The sequence below is a fragment of the Limosilactobacillus walteri genome, from assembly GCF_014830205.1.
GTDB classification, from domain to species: domain Bacteria; phylum Bacillota; class Bacilli; order Lactobacillales; family Lactobacillaceae; genus Limosilactobacillus; species Limosilactobacillus walteri.
In genome coordinates, this window is the sequence record NZ_QORN01000028.1 from 1 (window position 1) to 18733 (window position 18733).

Genomic DNA, 18733 nt, shown 5'->3' on the forward strand with positions numbered 1-18733 from the left:
CCCCCACCGGAGGCATATTTAAGCAGGAATGCGAAGTATCAGCTAAGCTAAAGTTAACTCCTGTAGCTCTTGTGTATCAAGGGTTACAGGAGTTTTTAGTTTTAAAATAAATTTACTTTTGATTCATTTTGTACATCATTTGTACATCAGCATCTGAATTTAAGTTATCCAAGATACTTTCAACATGTTTTTCAGACTTAGCTTTCTTTTCATTGATTAGGTAAGCATAGTCTTTAGTGGTGGTTGAAATATCTTTATGACCAAGCCTCTGACTTATTGAATAAATATCAACGTCTTGAGATAGTAAGTAAGCTACATGCACATGCCTTAAGCTATGAAAATGAAAGTGACCCTTATCACTAATTCCAGCTTTTTTCATAGCATGACGCAAAACTTTATTAACGCCGTTTGATCCCGGCACTGTTCCTTCTTGATTACGGAAGACCTTGTCTGCCTTATTTACACGTAGCTCATTTATAAGGTTAATCAATTCTTGGTTTACTCTTATTGTACGCACTGATGAATCATTTTTAGTTTTTTTATCGCTACCATCAACATGATAATTTGAAGCCTTTGTAATCGAAATTGTTTTCCAAATTTCATTAATGTCAGACCATGAGAGAGCCATTATTTCGCCTAGTCGTGCTCCGCTGTATATTGCAGTTAGAATCATGTATCTCGCTGTATATCGAGGATCTCGGCCATCAAGAAGAGTTTTAATCAATTTTTGCGTTTCTTCAATACTTAAATATTTAACTTTTACCTTTTTATCCTCATTCCAAACTAGATTAATATCTTCGGTAAAATTTTTTGTAATGATTCCATCGTTAACAGCAGAACGAACACATGCTCTGCATTGACTATTCAATTTCTTTACCGACTGAGGAGCATGATCTTTTCCATACCAATTAATAAATTGCTGATAATTACGTCTAGTTATCTTTTTAAGCTTTTTATTTTTGAAGTATTCTTCAATCCTTTTTTGCGTCCAAGTATAGTGACGAGCGGTCACAGGGGTTATATGTGCTTTCTTGTAGGTTTTAAACCAATCGTCAAAATAATCAACAAATGTAGGATCATTTTCAATGTTAATCCCATCAAGACGTTCTTTTTCAAGTTTAATTGCGTATTGCTTTGCTTGTTGCTTGGTGTCAAAACCCGACTTATTCTTTTGGTGCAGCCTACCATTTTCATCTCGCCAAGTTATGCGTGCTTGCCATTTTTTGCCACGTTTCATAAAGTTAGCCATCTTTATTCCTCCCCAAAATCAATCATGCTTACAGATTCTTCTAGATCATCAAGAATTTCGTTAGTCTCAAGGAAATCAATCCATTCTTGACTAGAAGTGTTTCGATTAGCTTTCATTCCTTTATAGATTTTATCGTAAACATTACCAATAAAATCGTCAGTAAATTTATTTACAGTGCGTTCAATCTTAGCTTCGTTCCATCGTTTAGCAGGTTGGCGCTTTTTATTTTTAGCTTCTTGCTCTGTGCGCACCTTATCCTTGAAGATAGTAATGGCAGTGGAATTAGTATCAATATATTCAAGCAGTTCATTTTTATTCATAATAAACAGTCCTTTTCGTACGTATGTTCTTTTATAGCGCTTTTTAAACCGGCCGATTTCGACCGGTTTTATTTATAGCTTTAATAATTGCTTCTTCTTTGCTTCAAATTCTTCCTGAGTAATAGCATTAATATCAAGTAGCTTTTTAAATTTTGCAATTTCATCAGCTGAATCTATTAACATATTGGTCTTAGAATTGATTTGATTCTCTCTACTAAGAAATTTGACACGAATAAAGTTAACACTACTTTGATAGGTTAAAATAGCAACGTCCTTTGAATTACCATCATTATCAATTAATGTCATCATGGCATAAGATGGCTTTTCTTTCGTTGATGTCGTTGTTGTTGATTTACGCTTACGTGCACTTCCTATAACAGCTCCAGCAGGTCCAGCTAATAATCCTCCGGCAATTGCACTCCCTGTTCGACCTTGAGTAACAGTATTATAAGTAGTTGCATATTTAGGATTGAAGTCAATATTAACTAACGTATATTCTTTTCGGCTTAAATCAGCAGTGATTCTGAACTTCTTAGTATTTGAATTTGTTTTATAAAGAAATGCCTTTGTCCAGCTCAATTTCAATTCTTCAGCCGATTGTTGTCCAAAGGTAACTTGTATAAAGTTGCCTGTTGCGAGATTAGCTGGATAATTTTTGAGGATCTCAAGAAATTGATTGCGCAGGTTATTGTCAATCTTGGTAATAGGATATATTTGATCAAGAATAATGCCAATAGTATTGTCTTGTGCAAAGTAAAAGACGGTATCTTTTATTTTTCTAGGCGTTTCACCGTTATCAAAATAATTGCTATATACATTTTCCTCATCAAAGGCTATATAGGCACTTCCGTCATTATTAAAAGCGCCAATTGTTGCATGCTCCATAATTTTATTGAACTTGTTTTTATTAACTTTGTATCTGTATATTAAAAATCCACAAAGCCCAATTATAAAGATGAAAATAATAAAAAACATCACGTTTAATTTCTCCCTAATACAGCTTTTAACGTCGATCACGTTTGGACGTATGTGATTTCATGATCCATAAATAGATCATGATTAGATATATTAATAATTCAATATAACTTCTTTAACAATATTTTCATCTCTTGAGGGGATGTCATTTTGACGCATAAATTCAAGATAGTTTACCAAGTGAGGATCATCCCCAGTAATAGAAATATAATGATGAAATAGATAACGTATCATAAAACGATTTGCTCCATACTCCATTTTTGATTTCATTGTCATTGTTGCTTGATATAAACTATATTCACCCTGTTGCTTAGCTGCGTGTCCCAATTCATGTAATAAAACTACCTCATGTTCAACTTCATTAAGGTCTTGAGCAATAAAGATGGCATTCCAAATTGGATTATAGTAGCCAGGGTTATCAAGTTCACCAACAATTACCACAACACCAAGTTGGCTAATAATATCCTGGATGTTATCCATCATAGTTTCACCTTATTCTTTATTCTCTAAATATGATTTCCATAAGCTTTTCATCATCTGTCTATCATGATCAGTGACAGGTCTTCCTTCAAACGACATAACAGAGTTTACAGCTTCATCCAGTGATAATTCGTTATCACTTTTTTTATTTGTTTTTCCAAGTAAGTAATCAGCAGAAACATTAAAAATATTCGAAAGATTACGAAGCTCATCAGATGATACTTTACGTGTCCCATTCTCCACTTTACTCATAATCGATTTATCAAGTCCCATTTTATTAGCAAGTTCAGTTTGAGTCATCCCTCTTTTTTCACGGAGATCAACTATTCGTACTGCCAAATTATTCTGTTCCACTATGTCCACCTCACAGACTAAAGTTTCTTTAATAACAACTTTATTATAGTTTAGTTTCTAAAAAAGATACCTAAAGTTTCTAAAAAAGATACTAAATATTATTGACGTTTCTAAAATATAAACTATAATGAAATTGTAAGTTGATATTATCGAAACAGGAGGTGGCGAAATGACCTATACCATTAACTTAAAATTAATCAAGTCTAAGCGTGAAAAGTATGGGTATACTCAACAAAATATGGCAGAGTTCCTAGGATTAAAAACCAGAGCTGATTACTTTAAGAGAGAGAATGGGGACACGCGCTTTAAAACTGTTGAGTTACCAGTTTTATCCAAAAAATTACATACTCCTATGAAAGATTTTTTTACCCCAAGAGTTGATAAAATCGAAACTGATGAAGCGAGGATGATCAAATGAATGAAGAGGAAAAGAAAAAGCTGAAACGAATGAACGAATCAGCTTTTGGATGGGTAACATCAATTTCTGTAAGTGCAGTAATAGCTATTTTAACAACAATTTTATTCCGTATAATACTCCGTTAGTCAAAAGACTAGTGACAAAGGCAACACCAATAGGTAACCAAAAACTTTAAGCATGAGTTCTTTGTTAATTTCAAATCGTTTTTCAAAATAATGTTTACCTTGCTCGGTGAGGCGAAGATGATTGTAGTGTTCAAAATGTCCATAATCGTCTTCGTGACCAGTGCCAACAATATTAACAAGGCGTTTTTTCTCCAATTCTTTTGGATAGAAATCATCTTTAATATTTAGGGCTTCAAAACTAATGGTGTCCTGCTTTTTATTGGAGTATTTTATGAGTTTTTTCAAAATAATTCGTTCTTTACGAACAGTTTGCATAAAAAATCACCACCTTTCTAGGTGATTATAGCAAAACGAACGACAGCAACGAGGGGATGATCAAATGAAACCAATAAAACTTCAAATAAAAAAACGAATAACCAGTTATGAAACTAACGGCTATTCGTATGAATGCGATGTTTATCTTAATGGTCAAAAGCTTGGCCATGGAGTTACCGGATTAAATTTGAATATGGAGGCTGGATCTAAACCAAAGCTTACCGTTGAGCTTATTCCAGATGAGATAGACGCTGACTTACCTATTGAACTAATTACTTTGAAGAAGGCAAGTGAGACAGATCATAAGTGATGTCTGCTAATCCATCATAACTAAGTTCAGTTTCATAAATTACTGTCGGAAACTTAGTATGTAAATAATTCACGGTATCTACAACATCTTGTTGATTGCAGTCTGGAAGATAGAAGGTACCTTGAACGTCATTTACTTTCTTTAATCTAGCAGTAATTAATTCTTCGATTGTTGGATCATAGCTCATGTAAATTCACCTCTTTTCATTAGGGGATGAGTTAAGTATAGCAAAAGAAAGGAGTTGATCAGATGGCACAAATAAGTATTCCAGATGATCAAATTAATGATGCAGTACTTGCTATCGTAAAGAATCTTGACCTTGTGCCACGTGAAGATTTACGAGCATATTGCCCGCCGCTTGATGAGGTCCGCAAAGATTACTTTATGAATCATTCTAAGCCATGGATTCGTAACCTAATCTTTGATCGCTTTCCAGAAACTCTTGATGTCAATGGGGGATGGGCGATCAATCCATCCGGAAGAGAGCCGGGAATGCGTGGGACGTTTGTCAAATTCATTCAAATGAAGGAATGGCTTGCTGAACATGACAATGAAATTGATTGGTATGAGAAGTTAGCAATTTAAGGAGGTGATGTGATGTTAGGACTAGCAATGCCCTGGGTAGTAATTATTGTAATTTTTCTTGCTTGTACTATTTGCCATGTCATTAGAGGCGATCAACTACTTAAAGAGAAATACCGCAAAAAACATTAGGAGGTGAAGAGCATGCAAGATGGTACTAAACGTCTTTGTACTCTAATGACTGAATATGATTTTCCAATCGAATATATTCAAGACGTGCTTTATCGCTTGGGATGGCATTTTATCAGTGGGGGACGACCTACTGATGATTATGTATGGACACAAGTTCGTTACTTTGAAAATTTGATTAAGTACGGCAAAGCATCAAAGAAGGAGGTGATCAAATGACAAAGATTGTTAACTCTAAGATCGTAGCAATGCTGATGGGTGCTTGGATTACTTATTGCGCAGGGATTGGTGAATATGATGGAGCAGTAGTACTGCTGTTCCTTTATTCATTAATGCTGTGGGATTGCAACAAAAAAGCCACCGGTGATAGGAGCACCGATGGCAAATAAAAAATCTTTGGGAAGAAGATTTTATAAGGAGATTATACCATATGCCAGATAATGACACAGCAGAAAAAGTTGAGAGCTTAGCCAATGATGTAATTGGCCAAGCCATTTTTATTAGCAATTTATGCGATAAGTTTAAGCACGTTGAGTCTCATAGCCATCAAATGAAGATAGCCCAGGATATTGGTTATCACATTAGCCGGCTAAGTGAGTATCAAGACTTTGAAAAACAAGTCAATGAGCTTTACCAAAACAATTAGGGGGATTAATAATGGCACAACGCAGAATGTTTAGTCAAAAGGTAACAGAGACAGATAAATTCCTAGACATGGGGATGACAGCTCAGTCACTTTATTTCCATTTGGGAATGAATGCCGATGATGATGGATTTGTGGGTAATCCTAAGTCAATTAAGCGCATGATTGGCGCAAGCGAGGATGATCTAAAGGCATTAGTTGAGAAGGACTATTTGATTGTCTTTGATGATGGTGTGGTTGTTATTAAGGATTGGCGAGTTTCAAATTATGTCAAACCTGATCGATATACTCCAACAATCTACACAGATGATCGAAAATTAATTGGTCTTGATAAGAATAAACGGTACCAATTTGTATCCGACTTGGAGACGGACCGGAACCAAGTTGGAACCGAAATGGAACCAAAACGGATCCAAAGTGGAGACAAGATGGAACCAGAATGTATCCAAAATGGTTCCAAAAACAACAGCAATTTTTTTGAAGAAAATCCCCAGCCTCAACGGGGACAAGGAATTAGCACCATGGAACCAAATTGGAACCAGAATGGAACCGAAATGGATCCACAGGTTAGGTTAGGTAAGGATAGGTTAAGTAAGAGTAAGGATAGTTTAAATACTACTAGTACTACTCTTAATTTATATTATAAAGGCCTTGAAAATCAGAAATTTAAGGACGAATTCAAACAGCTGGTTAGTGAGTACGGAAATGATGTAGTTGCCTTTGCTATTAATTCGATGTACGAAGAAGCTGATCGCCCAACGTTTGCTTACTTACGGAAAATTCTTAATCGCTATAAGGAACAGGGATTGGATAGCTTATCTGCAGTACAACATGATGATGATGTATATCACGGTAAATCAGTTATTGTTAATGGCGCTAAGCCTAAGATCCCTGTTTATCATCTGGGGGAATAAGCATCGATGGTACAAGTTGGAAAAAAGAGAGCTATTAAGTTCTGGAAGTATTACAAGGAATGGTATGAAACCTACAAATACGGGGATGTCCGTGATGTCACTTACCAAAGATATATTTTGACTGGTAAACAAATTAAGAAACTTGCTCCAGACTTAATGCTAGATAAAATAACCCGAGCTGATATACAAAAGCTCATCAATGCTTATGGACAAACGCATGAAAAAGTAACTGTTCGTAATTTCTATCGTTTACTAGAAGCACCAATCAGAGATGCGGTCTATGAGGGGTGGATTTCTCGTGACCCATGCTACAAGATCCGTATTACTTCTCAAGTTAAGAAGAAAAAGAAGCTTAAGAAATGGCTAGAAATGGATGAAGTTCATAAACTTGAACAAGTCTTTAATGCTGATCAAAGCGGATATGGTGACTTCTTTGATTTTACGTTACGTACTGGCTTGCGATTTGCTGAGGTTCTTGGCCTTACTCCAGCTGATGTTGACATGAATAACATGTCTATTTACGTCAATAAGACACTGAACTACAAGAAAATAGATTACTCTCAAGTTAAACCTGGGGACTTTATGCCGACTAAGAACAAGTATTCTGTTAGGCAAATCCTAATTGATTTTAAGGCATTAACTGACCTACAACGCCACCTGGATGGAGTAAAAGAAGATGAGTCAATCTGGTCGCATTGGTATGCTAGTGACTCTCGTACTAATACCCGGGGTGGTAATCACATTTATAATTCAGTGTTTAATAAAGAGTTAAAAGAAATGTGTGAGCAGGCAGGAGTATCACCAATTTCAGTTCATGGTTTGCGCCATACTCATGCATCCCTGCTAATTGCTAACCGTGTTTCAATTCAAAGTGTTGCTAAACGGTTAGGTCACGGCAATACAGAAACAACCCAACGTGTCTATATCCACCTGCTAGATAAGTTAGCAAACGAGGATAACAACAAGATTATGTCTGTAATGACAGGGATTTGAGGTGGAATAATGCAATTTGACACAAAGACTGTTAATAAGCTGTTAGAAATTGACGAGTCATATAAGGCTCCAGAAAGAATGCTGCAGCTAATGCTTGATGATCAAAAACGTCCAGAAGTCTTTAAGAAGTTCCTAGAAGTTTCAACGGACCTAAAGTTTGACTGGTTCCATGAATACTTTGAAGACGAACAGGCTGAACGGAAAAGTAAGAAGCAAGATTTTACCCCTGATAGCATTGCGACCTTGCTCAATAGCCTGGTTGATAGTGATAAATCTAACGGCCACTATTTCGAGGTAGCTGCGGGAACCGGCGGCATTTTAATCAAGCGCTGGTGGGATGACTGTAAAAATGATCGAGTTGGTAATCCATTACACGCTGATCCCAACTTAAGATTCTTGTCAATCTTTACTTATGACCCTAGAGCTTATTGGTATCAGGTAGAAGAAATGTCAGATAGAGCAATTCCTTTCTTGTTATTCAATATGGCAATTAGGGGGATGAATGGAGTAGCAATCCAATGTGATGCTTTAAGCAGGAAAGCAAAGGATGTTTATTTTATTCGTAATGATACAAGTGACTTTTTAGCATTTAGTGAAGTTATCAAAATGCCCCACACTGCTGAATTAAGAGAACTTTATAACATTTCCGAATGGGTTGATAAGTTTGACTGATTTCATAACAGACAAATTAAGTGATGCCCTTGATGAACTAGAAAATTACCACACGTTTGACGGGGAATTTTGGAAATACAGTCGGCTGAGAGCAGAAGAACTTTTGCCGGCCGATGATTGGCGGCTACAAGAAATACTTAAATTTAGAAAAAAGGTAAGCGAGGAGAAATAAGAAAATGGAAACATCAGAATTTAGAAACAAAATGGCTGAATTTGGCTTGAATTTAAAGCAAAGCAAGATTGAAGACTCATTGATGGTAATGATTGACTATTACGAAGTAGCAAGAGTAAGTCAAATAAGAGTGGGTCGTTTTCAGATGTATGGCCGTCCTCAATTATCTAAGTCAGTTCAAAAAAGGATTGCCAAGGTTGTAATGGAGTATTCCTTAACTGAATTAGATGAACGAGATAAGCCAATGTATTGCCTAGAAGTGGGTGGTAGTTATGCAACATCCCCACGTTACCTAAAAGAGGTCCCTGGAGTTAATACTCAATACCAAGGTGTAAATATTAACTTTTCAGTCACACAGGAACGTTCAGAAGCTAAGGCATTCACCTATGATGAAACAATTGATGTAATGGGTAAATTGCCATTTATTAAGCTTCAACGACGTGCATTGTAAGGTAAAGCTAATGGACAAACAAGATTGTTTTAATCTCGGATTTCAAACATGTGTACTTTCGGGGATGCTCTTTGTTTTGCTATTTGGGGAAGTAACCCTTTGGCCGATGAAAAAGCCACTACATGAACATCTTCTTCTTTATCCAATAGCTTTGATGTTTGTAATTTTGGGATTAGTGCATATTATCCAACAGATGTAGGAAGTGACGAGATGAATAAGCATGGAAAAACCATTGTTCTAAAAGTTAATAAAGATAAATGCTTAGCTGGCTTCTATGCTCTGGGCTTTGAGCCTAAAGAGATTATGGGAGTCCTATATCAAGCGATTACCGTGTTATGTAAGCAAGAGGGAGTAGACCCAGCACTTCAATTAATGCAGTTGATAATGGCAGCAGAAGAAGGAAAGAGGCGGAAGACTGAATGAAGTTAAAAGAATTAGAAAAGCCGTACAAGGCTGAGACACATTTTGATCATTTCACAAAAGCGCAAGACTTAATTACATCAGCAATTTTTAGTGGATGGAAGATCGATTTTGAAACTGAACCTAATGAAGATTATGAAGCGAGCGATGAAGAGGAATACCCACTTTTAATTAAGACTTATGTTTGGGCACCTGAACGTTGGGATGAGGACTACATCGATGAATTGCATTTGCTAACTTGGACTTATCCACAAGCAGTAATTGAATTAGTGGCTCGCTTGAAAAAAGTAATTCAAAATTACAATTGTCCCTATTGTTCAATGCTAAATGGCGTTGGCAAAACGTGGAAGTATGGTCAACTCGAAGATAAGAAAGAATGCATTGCTTTTGACACCACAGAAAGAGGCTACTTTCTTACCGATTACAACGACTTTATCGACTGTACTCAGACTGGACGCATACAAATATTCAATTGTCCGTTCTGTGGGAGGAAGCTAGTTAATGAAAATTAGAGTGTGGATTCAGTCACCAAACAATGCGTCCTTTAATGAAGATGACATTATCGAAGTCCCTGATAATATTTCTGATGATGATTTAGAAGAGACTGCACGAGAAACAGCATTTGAGCACATTGATTGGGGATATGAAAGGGTGGATAGCGATGAAACTAACTGAAAAGCAAAAGAATTGCCCGTATTGTCACACTGATTCTAGTGGCGAGCCGCTAAAATACTTAAAAAATAACGAGGACTGCAGCATCTTTCTTACAGGCAATGAACTTCACATTCGAGCTCTTAAAGGCTATACAAAGCCTAGCATGCTCTTGGATGTTAATTATTGTCCTAAGTGTGGTCGTAATTTGAATGAGAAATCATCTATACGTGAAAGAAAATGTTTTGAATGCAATGGAACCGTAACGCACAATTCGGGAGATACATTACTTAGTTTCTTTTTTGACGATAGAGAGAAAAAGAATTTTATCTTTCAAAGACATTTTGACTATGACTATAGATTTAGATATAACTTATTGTTTGATTTTTGTATGTTTTGTGGACGATCACTGAATGAGGAGGAAGAATAATGACCAACGAAGAATTTATTGCAGTAGCAAAGGCGAAAGTCTTTGAAAACTATAGGGATAGAATAATCAATAATTTTGCTGCGTTTCCCGACTCACCAAAAGTTTTTGTCGCTTGGTATACGAAAATATTACAAAATCACAAAGCATTATTAGGTGTTTCTGATCCATGTGATCAACATTATTACGACGTCACATACAACGGTGATAAGAAGCAGCTTTATTTAGATGTTTATGATAAGCAAGAGAACAAGTGCTTTGAGGTGGAAGATTGATGAAAAGTGCAAGTGAATTGTATGTCAGTTTGACTAAAGAACATACGGAGTTAACTAAGAAGATAATCAAAATTGAAAAGTTTATGAAAACAGATGATTATGTGGACCTTGAAGCCAAGGAAAAACGATTACTAATTATTCAACAAAATATAATGTTTGCTTATGCTGATGTCCTGCTTCAACGCATTGATGAGGCTAAGGATCAAGAAAGTATGTGGCAAACATTCGATCCAGCTTAGGAGGATTAAAGCAAAATGATTAGATACGATGGCGAGGTAGTTTACTCTGAATCAGGTAGCGGGATTAAAGCTACTAGCCGAATGCTGTTTAATGCAGCACAGGTAGCAGGAATTAAAGCAATTGCTGGGGATGAATTTAATAAGCAAGCTGATATTGGAGTTGTCTATGTAGTTAAGGACGTGGTATTAGACGAATATGGGAAGTTTGACCTAATTTGTGTATTTAATCAATTACACGATGCTCAACGATATGCAATTGATCATCCCCGAGCAGTCATTATGCCAAGAAAGGTAATTAAACATGGCGAAGTTCAAGAAGAAAAGTAAAAATCGCCTACGAAAAAAGCGTCAGCAACGAAAGGAACATAAGTTAAAACGTGAGGAAAAGAAATGATTAAAGACTTAATAAAAACACTTCCGCTTTTGTGCTTCACAGCAATTATTATCACTGAACTTTTGTGTGGCTTTGATAGGCAAATGATTGGTCAAGCAGTTTTTGGGCTTTTTATCTTGTTGCTGTTAAGAGTCTTTTGGTAATAGACATGAGACACGCAAGTAATAACGTTTTTGCCTTGTACAAAGGGGACAAATTTATTGATGTTGGTACATATAAAGAAATAGCTACAAATCAACACATGAATTTGAAATATCTATATTCAATTCGATCTAAGACACCAGAACGCTTAAAAAATCCTAGAAATGCGATGATGTTGATTGACTTATAAAGAGCGTTAAATTGCGTTAAAAAGCGTAAAAAAAGACGCTCTACTGTGAGAGTGCCTCTTAGATATTATTCAAACAAAATAATTATATCATAGGGGAGCGAAATATCGTGGGGTTAGTTCCAGATCTAAATGAAAAGGCAACTATAAAAAATGTGCGTAACTTTTTTATCAAAGAAGAACAGTATCCGAAAATCTGTCGAAATGCTTGGATGGATGGAATTAAAGCACAGGCTGGGGATGTTACTGGTATTCGGGGTTCAAGAAAAGGAAACAGCTCTGAAAAAATGATGATTTATTATGGTGAATGCGCCAGAGCAAAGCGAGCTGTTGAGAAAGCAATTAGCGCTTGTAGCCTTGGAAGTCAAGATATTCTTACTTGGCACTATGTCAAGCAGTTAACGGTCGCTGAAACAAAATTACACATCAATCATCACTTGGGCCATACATCCTATAGTGATGCTGATAAAATTGCTCGTTTAGAATTTGCTGAGGCATGTGATCGGATTTCAATGGAAATGAACTGTAATTTAGAGATTCTCCCCTTATTTCTTAAGTTTAATAACGATGATGATGAAAAAACGGGAACAAAACAGGAACAAAACAGGAACAAATTAGGACTAAAATAGGAACGTTTCGGGAACAAAATAGGAACATTGGGGATGTATTATTGTATTGTCGAAAAAATAACGACAACCCCACGGAAAATAAATTGTTTTGGTACGTATACTCACATGTGTACCGTAACTTGGCTTGTTAAAAGTCGTGTGGAAAGCAAGAAGACAGGAAACTGTAAGCTGGCAGATGGTGGCAGAGACCATGATCCACGTAGGGAAGCTGCTTATGGAAACAGCAACATTCCCAGTAAATAGCTATTTATGTTTAAGACTAGTGCTTATCTACTTACCAGTGATAAATTTAACAATGAAGTACTTTTGCGATGGATGTACGTATGAATCTTCTCAAAAAACTAAGAAATATTCCAAGTACTAGTCTTTTATGCGGATACTGGTGGCTGATGGGAGGCAATAGCCCATCGGTGGAGGTTCAAATCCTTCTATCTGCATTTCAAGGCTCAATACGGTAGCAACAATCAATGAAAATAAGCCTTGATGTAAAGTCTCCATGTATGGGGGCTTTTTTGTTTGGAGGAAGGTGGTGTGGTGATATGCCATGACAAAGCAAGAGAAGGCTGAGAAAGACTACTTAGCCGGAATGAAATATAAAGATATAGCTGCTAAGTATGAAGTATCAATCAATACTGTTAAATCGTGGAAAAAGCGCAATGGTTGGTCAAGAGGAGCACCCAAAGCCACTAAAAGGTTGCACCCTAAACAGAAAAGTGTGCACACAAAAGAAAAAGTTGCACCCTCTTTGCCGGTTCCTGATTTACCTGATAGCGATGAATTAAATGACCGGCAGAAAGCTTTCTGCTTGTACTATTTGCAACGGTACAACGCCACCTGGGCTTATCAGCAAGCATACGGTGGCAACTACACCACAGCTCATACTAATGGACCTCGTTTGCTTGCTAATGCTTGCATCAAGAAATATCTTTCTGCACTCAAAAAGCAACAATCAAAAGACTTGTATGTAACTGCTAACGATATATTAAAAGGCTATTTGCAACAAGCAACTAGTGATATTGCTGATGTATTGTCATTTAGAACTGTAAAACATTTAGAATTTTCCAAAATCCGGGATAAAAAGGGACCATATGAAGACGCTGGTGGGCGTTTTCGTTATGTACCTAAAATTGACCCGGAAACAGGTAAACAAGCTTTCTATTATGAAAACGTCATAGAACTAAAAGATAGCAACATGATTGATACATCGAACATCAAAAGTATCCGGATTGATAAGGGCGAGCCTGTTATTGAAATGTATGATAAACAGAAAGCTATGCAGGTCTTGCTTGATAGGCTGAATGTAAGTGAGAATGCAAATGATGGCTTAATGATTAAGTTTTTGCCATTGAAGAAAGGTGAAGAGAATGCAAACGATAGTAGTTGATCCTAACACAATGATATGTCCTCACTTTGCTAATATTTTGTATTCCTCATCCCTTAATAAAGTTTTTAAGGGCGGTCGTGGTTCTACTAAATCATCTGTAATTAGTCTGCAGCTAGTGATGGACTTCTTAAAAGATAAGTATGCTAATGTATTAATTATGCGTAAGGTTGCTAATACTATTGAGCTATCCGTTTATGAGCAGATTAAATGGGCTATTTACATGCTGCATGTGGATAGCATTTTTGAATTCAAAAAATCTCCATACCGAATCGTTGATAAACGTAACGGAACGGCTTTTTATTTTAGCGGGGTTGATGATCCACAGAAATTAAAGTCAATGATGATCGCTAAGGGTTATGTTCGCTATTTATGGTTTGAAGAATTAGCAGAATTTGACTCCTGGCAAGAAGTTGATACTGTCCGTGCATCATTTACCCGTAAGCAACTACCACCAGGCGCTCATGTTGTAACGTATTACAGTTACAATCCGCCTAAAAATCCCTACGAATGGATTAATGAGTGGGTTACACAACGAGAAGGGATGTCTAATTGGTACGTTGATCATTCAACTTATGAGGACGTTACGCTTCCCAATATCTTGTCACAAGATTATATTGACGAAATTAACACGGTAAAAAGTAATGACTTTGATTATTACCGTTGGATGTACTTAGGTGAAGTCGTTGGATTAGGAACAAATGTTTATAACATGGATAACTTCCAAGCAATTGATAAGCTCCCCGAAGATGATTACATAACGAACTTGTATTATTCAGTTGATACGGGTCATGAGGTTTCAGCAACTACTTGTGGTGCTTATGGATTGACTAAAAAGGGTAATGTCATTCTTTTAGATACGTATTACTACAGTCCGCAGGGAAAAACGCATAAGAAGCCACCTAGTGAGCTGTCACGGGATTTGAAAGCCTTCATTGACAAAGTTACCGATTGGATTGGAAAACAGCCTACACGTATGACTATTGACTCTGCAGAAGGTGCTCTTGATAATCAGTTCTATAACGACTTTGGGACCCATTGGCACAAAGTAAATAAGCTGAAAAAGGTAAATATGATTGACCGGGTGCAGGATTTATTAGCACAAGGGCGCTTTTATTACCTGAAACGTAGTGAGAATGATATTTTTATTGCTGAACATCGCAAATATCAATGGGACGAGAAAACATTGCAAAGTGATGATCCAAAAGTTATTAAAGAGGATGATCATTGTTGTGATGCCTTTATGTACCTATGTGTTGATAATGAACGGGAGCTAGGCTTGAAGTGGTAAGGAAGTGAAGATGTGAGTTTCTTATCGACAATACGTAATTTCTTGACGAAAGGAGGCGTTAAGCTGGGGATGATTAAAAGTTTAAACCAGATCACGGATGATGACCGAGTAGCAATCAAACAGACAGAATATAATCGTATTCAACTTGCTAAAAAGTATTATCGGGATGACTTACCATTAGTGCATTATCGAAATAGCTATGGAGTAAAGCGTCACCGTAAAATGAATACGCTAAATGTCACGAAATTGGCTTCAAAACGTTTAGCATCCATTATCTTTAATGAGCAATGTGAATTGTCATTAGATGATCCTCAATTGAATAAACTTTTAGCAGGGATCATAGACGCTAACCATTTTAATTTACAATTTGAGCAGCATCTCGAGACTGGAATTGCATTAGGTGGTTTAGCAGCTCGGCCATATGTTGATGATCAAGATAATATTCGTATTGCCTGGGCTAACGCTACTCAGTTCTACCCATTACGTACTAATACAGACAATATTAGTGAATGTGTGTTCGCTAGTCGCTCTACTCGAGTGGAGAACAAACAAACTGTTTATTACACTTTGTTAGAGTTTCATCAATGGAACGGGCCAGAAACATATATCATTACTAACGAACTATACCGATCAACAGATAGTGAAGTCGTAGGTAATCAAGTATCCCTTAGTCGCATTTATCCGGGGATGCAGGAAACTATCACATTTCATGATGTAATTAAAAAGCCGTTGTTTGCTTATTTCCGAACTCCAGGAGCAAATAATAGAGACCTTGATAGTCCGTTGGGGATGGGAATTGTTGATAATTCAAAAAATGTTATTGATGCAATTAATCGGACCCATGACGAGTTTGTTCACGAAATAAGAATGGGTAAGCGCCGGATTGCTGTGCCAGCAGAAATGTTACGCCCTGGGACAGTTTATGGCCATAATACAGCAGATGAATCACATCCCCTTCGATTTGATCCTGATATGGACGTTTACGAAGCCTTCTATGGGGATGAGTCTATGACTATTACTGATTTAACTAGTGATATTAGAACAGCATCGTATAAAGAGGCCATTGATTACTTCTTACGTGAGTTTGAAGAACAGACAGGATTCAGTGCCGGCACATTTTCTTTTGATGGCCAAAGTGTAAAAACGGCGACAGAAGTAGTTAGTGAGAATTCAACCACTTATCAAACAAGGTCAAGTTATCTAACCCAAGTGGAGTTATTTCTTAATCAATTAGTTACTGCAATTCTTGAAGTAGCAAGTACGCCTGAATTTTTTAGTGATAATAAAGCTCGTTGCCAGTTTGACGCTGACAATGAGCTTAAATTGTCTGTTCACTTTGATGATGGGGTATTTATTGACAAGGATAAACAGAAAGCTGATGAGTTAGCTCTTGTTAGTGCTGGAATCATGCCTAAGAAACAATACCTTATTCGCAACTTTGGACTTAGTGAAGATGAGGCCTCACAGTGGGTTCAAGAGTCTTTGCAGGAGCAACCAGAGTATAGTTCAAACGCCCAAGAAGAAACGTATGGGCCTGATGGTGAAGATACGGGAGCTGAATAGTTATGACTGCACGTGATAACTTTGCACAAGATGGTCAAAAACTGATTGACTTGTACTCACAATTACAAAGTCAAATCTTTAATGTGATTATCGACACGATAAAAAGCGGTGATTATAAGCATGTTAGCAAGGATGATGTAGTAACGTGGCAAGTTAAGCAACTGCAAAAGTTGGGGATGCTTAATCGTAAAGCTGTAAGTCTAGTTGCTCATGCTGATGGAATTAGCAAACAGGCAATCACTGATCTAATTAAGTTTCATGGCTTGAAAATTATTGATGAAATTGATGATCAATTGGAAGATTTTACAGATGAGGATAAACCAGTCTCAAAAGAAACAATGAATGTTTTAGACGCTTTAATTGACCAGACTTGGACTGATTTAAGTAATAATGTCAATGAATCCTTGGTTACTCGTAATTATGGCACATCAGCCGTTACACGAGCGTATAGGAAAATATTAACGGAATCTACGTTAAATACATTGTCGGGCACCATGACACACGACAGGGCAGTTAAGCAGGCTATTTACCACATTGTTGATCGTGGCTTGCCTACCAGACTTGTCGATAAGGGTGGCCATAACTGGTCGATTGATGGTTATACGAAGCTGGTAGTTAATACCACTGTTAATCGGACATATAATGCCTTGCGATTACAACGGATGAAAGATTATGATTTACATTTAGCCTTAATGAGCAGTCACCCTAATAGTCGACCGGCGTGTGCCTGGATTCAAGGTCACGTTGTTAATATTGTGCCGCCCGGAAGTCCAAATTATAACGATAAGTACGATAGCATTTACAATCACGGTTATGGGACACCTGGAGGAACTCAAGGCGTAAACTGTACGCACGTCCTTTTTCCGTATCGTCCAGGAGTTAACACGAACCATCAGCCACAGTATGATCCGAAAGAAGCGATTGCCAACGGAAAACTTGTTCAGCAACAACGAGCAAAAGAACGCTCAATCAGGGATGCCAAACGGCGATTAGAGGCCGCTAAGCAATTAGATGATGAAGAACAAGTAAATCATGCTAAAACGCTCATACGGGCACGACAGGCGAAATTACGGCAGTTTATTGAATCAACTAACGAGGATAAAGGGAAAGAAATACTTGTGCGTGATTATGATAGAGAACAGATAAGGACGTGATGTTGATGGAAGAACATATTGAAACTTTTGATGGCGAACCTGTAGCGGACTTAGTAAGCCCTCATGTTCAGAATATTAATATCGATTCTTCAGCTGGTAGCATGGTGAAATTGCACTTAGACCTTTCATTACCACCGTTAAACCAGATTGATGATATAAAAATCATCCCCGAATTACTAAAAAAGATTGAAAGTATTGAACTTGAACGACCTGAGTAAGTCGTAAAACTGCTTTTTTAGTTTGCAATCAATTCTCGCAGTTCGTATCTGCGTCAACAATTAACGTAAAGGAGCGATCGCAATGAAGCGTGAAGAATTAAAGGAACATGGCCTTAGCGAAGAGCAAATTAATTTTGTAATGGCCCAAAATGGTAAAGATGTTAATGCCTTAAACGATAAAATCAGTGGTTTAACTAGTGAACGAGATGGCTTGCAAAAGCAAATTGATGATCGTGATGAACAATTAACCACATTGAAAAAGTCGGCTAAGGACAACGAAGAGCTTCAAAGCCAAATCAAGCAGTTACAAGATGAAAATAAAACGGCTAAGCAGAACTACCAAGATCAATTAGCAAAGCAAAATAAGAGCTTCAAAATTGAAGGTGCTTTACGTGATGCAAAGGCTAAGAACATTAAGACCGTGCTTCCATTGATCGACACGGAAAAAGTGAGTGTAAACGATGACGGTTCATTGAATGGATTATCAGAACAATTAGACGCAGTAAAGAAGGATAACAGCTTCTTATTTGAAGCTGATCAGCCTAAGCCAAACGTTACATTGAGTAATAAGTTTAGCAATAGCGATAATAATTCTGGGGATGGGCTTGTTGATCGAATCGCTCAGCGAATGCAAGAAGCTAATGAATAAAGAAAGAAGGAT

34 protein-coding genes are annotated in these 18733 nt (G+C 37.0%); 27 read left to right on the plus strand and 7 right to left on the minus strand.

Annotation, left to right across the window (positions count from 1 at the left end; genetic code table 11):
- Positions 1-112: 112 nt before the first annotated feature.
- From DTK66_RS07000 to DTK66_RS07020, 5 genes are all read right to left on the minus strand, one after another.
- Entirely contained in the window at positions 113-1249 is a 1137-nt protein-coding gene (locus tag DTK66_RS07000; protein ID WP_191668200.1) for a site-specific integrase, read from the minus strand.
- A gap of 2 nt (positions 1250-1251) precedes the next feature.
- Positions 1252-1569: a hypothetical protein gene (locus tag DTK66_RS07005; RefSeq protein ID WP_191668201.1), complete on the minus strand. Its 318-nt coding sequence runs from the start codon at positions 1567-1569 to the stop codon at positions 1252-1254.
- A 72-nt stretch (positions 1570-1641) separates the two neighbouring features.
- A complete protein-coding gene (locus DTK66_RS07010) occupies positions 1642-2544 on the minus strand; it encodes an SHOCT domain-containing protein (RefSeq protein WP_225209033.1) in 903 nt (300 codons plus the stop codon).
- Between the two features lie 93 nt (positions 2545-2637).
- Positions 2638-3027 carry an ImmA/IrrE family metallo-endopeptidase gene (locus DTK66_RS07015; RefSeq protein ID WP_225209031.1) on the minus strand — a complete coding sequence of 130 codons (390 nt, stop codon included), beginning with the start codon at positions 3025-3027 and terminating at the stop codon, positions 2638-2640.
- 9 nt (positions 3028-3036) lie between these two features.
- Complete coding sequence (locus DTK66_RS07020; RefSeq protein ID WP_191668203.1) at positions 3037-3378, minus strand: helix-turn-helix domain-containing protein; 342 nt, start codon at positions 3376-3378, stop codon at positions 3037-3039.
- A gap of 169 nt (positions 3379-3547) precedes the next feature.
- Between DTK66_RS07020 and DTK66_RS07025 the strand changes: the two genes are divergently transcribed.
- Positions 3548-3796: a helix-turn-helix domain-containing protein gene (locus tag DTK66_RS07025; protein ID WP_191668204.1), complete on the plus strand. Its 249-nt coding sequence runs from the start codon at positions 3548-3550 to the stop codon at positions 3794-3796.
- Positions 3793-3921: a hypothetical protein gene (locus tag DTK66_RS11120; protein ID WP_255505081.1), complete on the plus strand. Its 129-nt coding sequence runs from the start codon at positions 3793-3795 to the stop codon at positions 3919-3921. The genes DTK66_RS07025 and DTK66_RS11120 overlap by 4 nt, the downstream gene beginning before the upstream one ends.
- On the opposite strand, the gene DTK66_RS07030 is transcribed toward DTK66_RS11120, so the two are convergent.
- The gene (locus tag DTK66_RS07030) at positions 3922-4236 is read right to left on the minus strand and encodes a hypothetical protein (protein ID WP_191668205.1); all 315 of its coding nucleotides are present in this window, start codon (positions 4234-4236) and stop codon (positions 3922-3924) included.
- Between the two features lie 64 nt (positions 4237-4300).
- Between DTK66_RS07030 and DTK66_RS07035 the strand changes: the two genes are divergently transcribed.
- Positions 4301-4546, plus strand: a complete 246-nt coding sequence (locus DTK66_RS07035) for a hypothetical protein (protein ID WP_168240536.1) — start codon at positions 4301-4303, stop codon at positions 4544-4546.
- On the opposite strand, the gene DTK66_RS07040 is transcribed toward DTK66_RS07035, so the two are convergent.
- Positions 4509-4733 carry a hypothetical protein gene (locus tag DTK66_RS07040; RefSeq protein ID WP_191668206.1) on the minus strand — a complete coding sequence of 75 codons (225 nt, stop codon included), beginning with the start codon at positions 4731-4733 and terminating at the stop codon, positions 4509-4511. The two genes, DTK66_RS07035 and DTK66_RS07040, sit on opposite strands and share 38 nt — an antisense overlap.
- 62 nt (positions 4734-4795) lie before the next feature.
- On the opposite strand from DTK66_RS07040, the gene DTK66_RS07045 reads away from it, so the two are divergent.
- The 24 genes from DTK66_RS07045 to DTK66_RS07160 all read left to right on the plus strand — a co-directional run bounded on the left by DTK66_RS07045 (position 4796) and on the right by DTK66_RS07160 (position 18721).
- Positions 4796-5131 (plus strand): hypothetical protein, encoded by a 336-nt coding sequence (locus DTK66_RS07045; RefSeq protein ID WP_191668207.1) that lies wholly within the window; start codon positions 4796-4798, stop codon positions 5129-5131.
- A 141-nt stretch (positions 5132-5272) separates the two neighbouring features.
- Positions 5273-5476, plus strand: coding sequence for a DUF6877 family protein (locus DTK66_RS07050; protein ID WP_191668208.1), 204 nt, complete (start codon positions 5273-5275; stop codon positions 5474-5476).
- Positions 5473-5646, plus strand: coding sequence for a hypothetical protein (locus tag DTK66_RS07055; protein WP_191668209.1), 174 nt, complete (start codon positions 5473-5475; stop codon positions 5644-5646). The genes DTK66_RS07050 and DTK66_RS07055 overlap by 4 nt, the downstream gene beginning before the upstream one ends.
- Before the next feature lie 41 nt (positions 5647-5687).
- Entirely contained in the window at positions 5688-5903 is a 216-nt protein-coding gene (locus DTK66_RS07060; protein ID WP_191668210.1) for a hypothetical protein, read from the plus strand.
- Positions 5904-5914: 11 nt separating this feature from the next.
- On the plus strand, positions 5915-6814 hold the full coding sequence (locus tag DTK66_RS07065) for a DnaD domain protein (protein WP_191668211.1): 900 nt from the start codon (positions 5915-5917) through the stop codon (positions 6812-6814).
- Between the two features lie 6 nt (positions 6815-6820).
- Positions 6821-7807, plus strand: a complete 987-nt coding sequence (locus tag DTK66_RS07070; RefSeq protein WP_191668212.1) for a site-specific integrase — start codon at positions 6821-6823, stop codon at positions 7805-7807.
- Between the two features lie 9 nt (positions 7808-7816).
- A complete protein-coding gene (locus tag DTK66_RS07075; protein WP_191668213.1) occupies positions 7817-8479 on the plus strand; it encodes an SAM-dependent DNA methyltransferase in 663 nt (220 codons plus the stop codon).
- Entirely contained in the window at positions 8472-8651 is a 180-nt protein-coding gene (locus tag DTK66_RS07080; RefSeq protein ID WP_076462045.1) for a hypothetical protein, read from the plus strand. The genes DTK66_RS07075 and DTK66_RS07080 overlap by 8 nt, the downstream gene beginning before the upstream one ends.
- Positions 8652-8655: 4 nt before the next feature.
- Positions 8656-9102: a hypothetical protein gene (locus DTK66_RS07085; protein ID WP_191668214.1), complete on the plus strand. Its 447-nt coding sequence runs from the start codon at positions 8656-8658 to the stop codon at positions 9100-9102.
- 210 nt (positions 9103-9312) lie between these two features.
- Positions 9313-9525, plus strand: a complete 213-nt coding sequence (locus tag DTK66_RS07090) for a hypothetical protein (protein ID WP_191668215.1) — start codon at positions 9313-9315, stop codon at positions 9523-9525.
- The gene (locus DTK66_RS07095; RefSeq protein WP_191668216.1) at positions 9522-10034 is read left to right on the plus strand and encodes a hypothetical protein; all 513 of its coding nucleotides are present in this window, start codon (positions 9522-9524) and stop codon (positions 10032-10034) included. Before DTK66_RS07090 ends, DTK66_RS07095 begins: the two co-directional genes overlap by 4 nt.
- Positions 10024-10197, plus strand: a complete 174-nt coding sequence (locus tag DTK66_RS07100) for a DUF7167 family protein (protein ID WP_191668217.1) — start codon at positions 10024-10026, stop codon at positions 10195-10197. The genes DTK66_RS07095 and DTK66_RS07100 overlap by 11 nt, the downstream gene beginning before the upstream one ends.
- Entirely contained in the window at positions 10184-10603 is a 420-nt protein-coding gene (locus DTK66_RS07105) for a hypothetical protein (protein WP_191668218.1), read from the plus strand. Before DTK66_RS07100 ends, DTK66_RS07105 begins: the two co-directional genes overlap by 14 nt.
- On the plus strand, positions 10603-10875 hold the full coding sequence (locus tag DTK66_RS07110) for a DUF6275 family protein (RefSeq protein ID WP_191668219.1): 273 nt from the start codon (positions 10603-10605) through the stop codon (positions 10873-10875). Before DTK66_RS07105 ends, DTK66_RS07110 begins: the two co-directional genes overlap by 1 nt.
- Positions 10875-11114, plus strand: a complete 240-nt coding sequence (locus tag DTK66_RS07115) for a crAss001_48 related protein (protein WP_191668220.1) — start codon at positions 10875-10877, stop codon at positions 11112-11114. Before DTK66_RS07110 ends, DTK66_RS07115 begins: the two co-directional genes overlap by 1 nt.
- 15 nt (positions 11115-11129) lie before the next feature.
- Entirely contained in the window at positions 11130-11441 is a 312-nt protein-coding gene (locus DTK66_RS07120; protein WP_191668221.1) for a hypothetical protein, read from the plus strand.
- A gap of 63 nt (positions 11442-11504) precedes the next feature.
- Entirely contained in the window at positions 11505-11651 is a 147-nt protein-coding gene (locus DTK66_RS07125; protein ID WP_191668222.1) for a hypothetical protein, read from the plus strand.
- Positions 11652-11946: 295 nt separating this feature from the next.
- Positions 11947-12465 (plus strand): ArpU family phage packaging/lysis transcriptional regulator, encoded by a 519-nt coding sequence (locus DTK66_RS07130; RefSeq protein WP_191668223.1) that lies wholly within the window; start codon positions 11947-11949, stop codon positions 12463-12465.
- 544 nt (positions 12466-13009) lie between these two features.
- Positions 13010-13849, plus strand: coding sequence for a terminase small subunit (locus tag DTK66_RS07135; protein ID WP_191668224.1), 840 nt, complete (start codon positions 13010-13012; stop codon positions 13847-13849).
- Entirely contained in the window at positions 13830-15137 is a 1308-nt protein-coding gene (locus DTK66_RS07140; protein WP_191668225.1) for a PBSX family phage terminase large subunit, read from the plus strand. The genes DTK66_RS07135 and DTK66_RS07140 overlap by 20 nt, the downstream gene beginning before the upstream one ends.
- Before the next feature lie 69 nt (positions 15138-15206).
- Positions 15207-16700 carry a phage portal protein gene (locus DTK66_RS07145; protein ID WP_191668226.1) on the plus strand — a complete coding sequence of 498 codons (1494 nt, stop codon included), beginning with the start codon at positions 15207-15209 and terminating at the stop codon, positions 16698-16700.
- Between the two features lie 2 nt (positions 16701-16702).
- Positions 16703-17854, plus strand: coding sequence for a phage minor capsid protein (locus DTK66_RS07150; protein WP_191668227.1), 1152 nt, complete (start codon positions 16703-16705; stop codon positions 17852-17854).
- A 5-nt stretch (positions 17855-17859) separates the two neighbouring features.
- Positions 17860-18072, plus strand: a complete 213-nt coding sequence (locus DTK66_RS07155) for a hypothetical protein (RefSeq protein ID WP_153704698.1) — start codon at positions 17860-17862, stop codon at positions 18070-18072.
- Positions 18073-18154: 82 nt separating this feature from the next.
- A complete protein-coding gene (locus DTK66_RS07160; protein ID WP_191668228.1) occupies positions 18155-18721 on the plus strand; it encodes a phage scaffolding protein in 567 nt (188 codons plus the stop codon).
- The last annotated feature ends 12 nt before the right edge of the window (positions 18722-18733 follow it).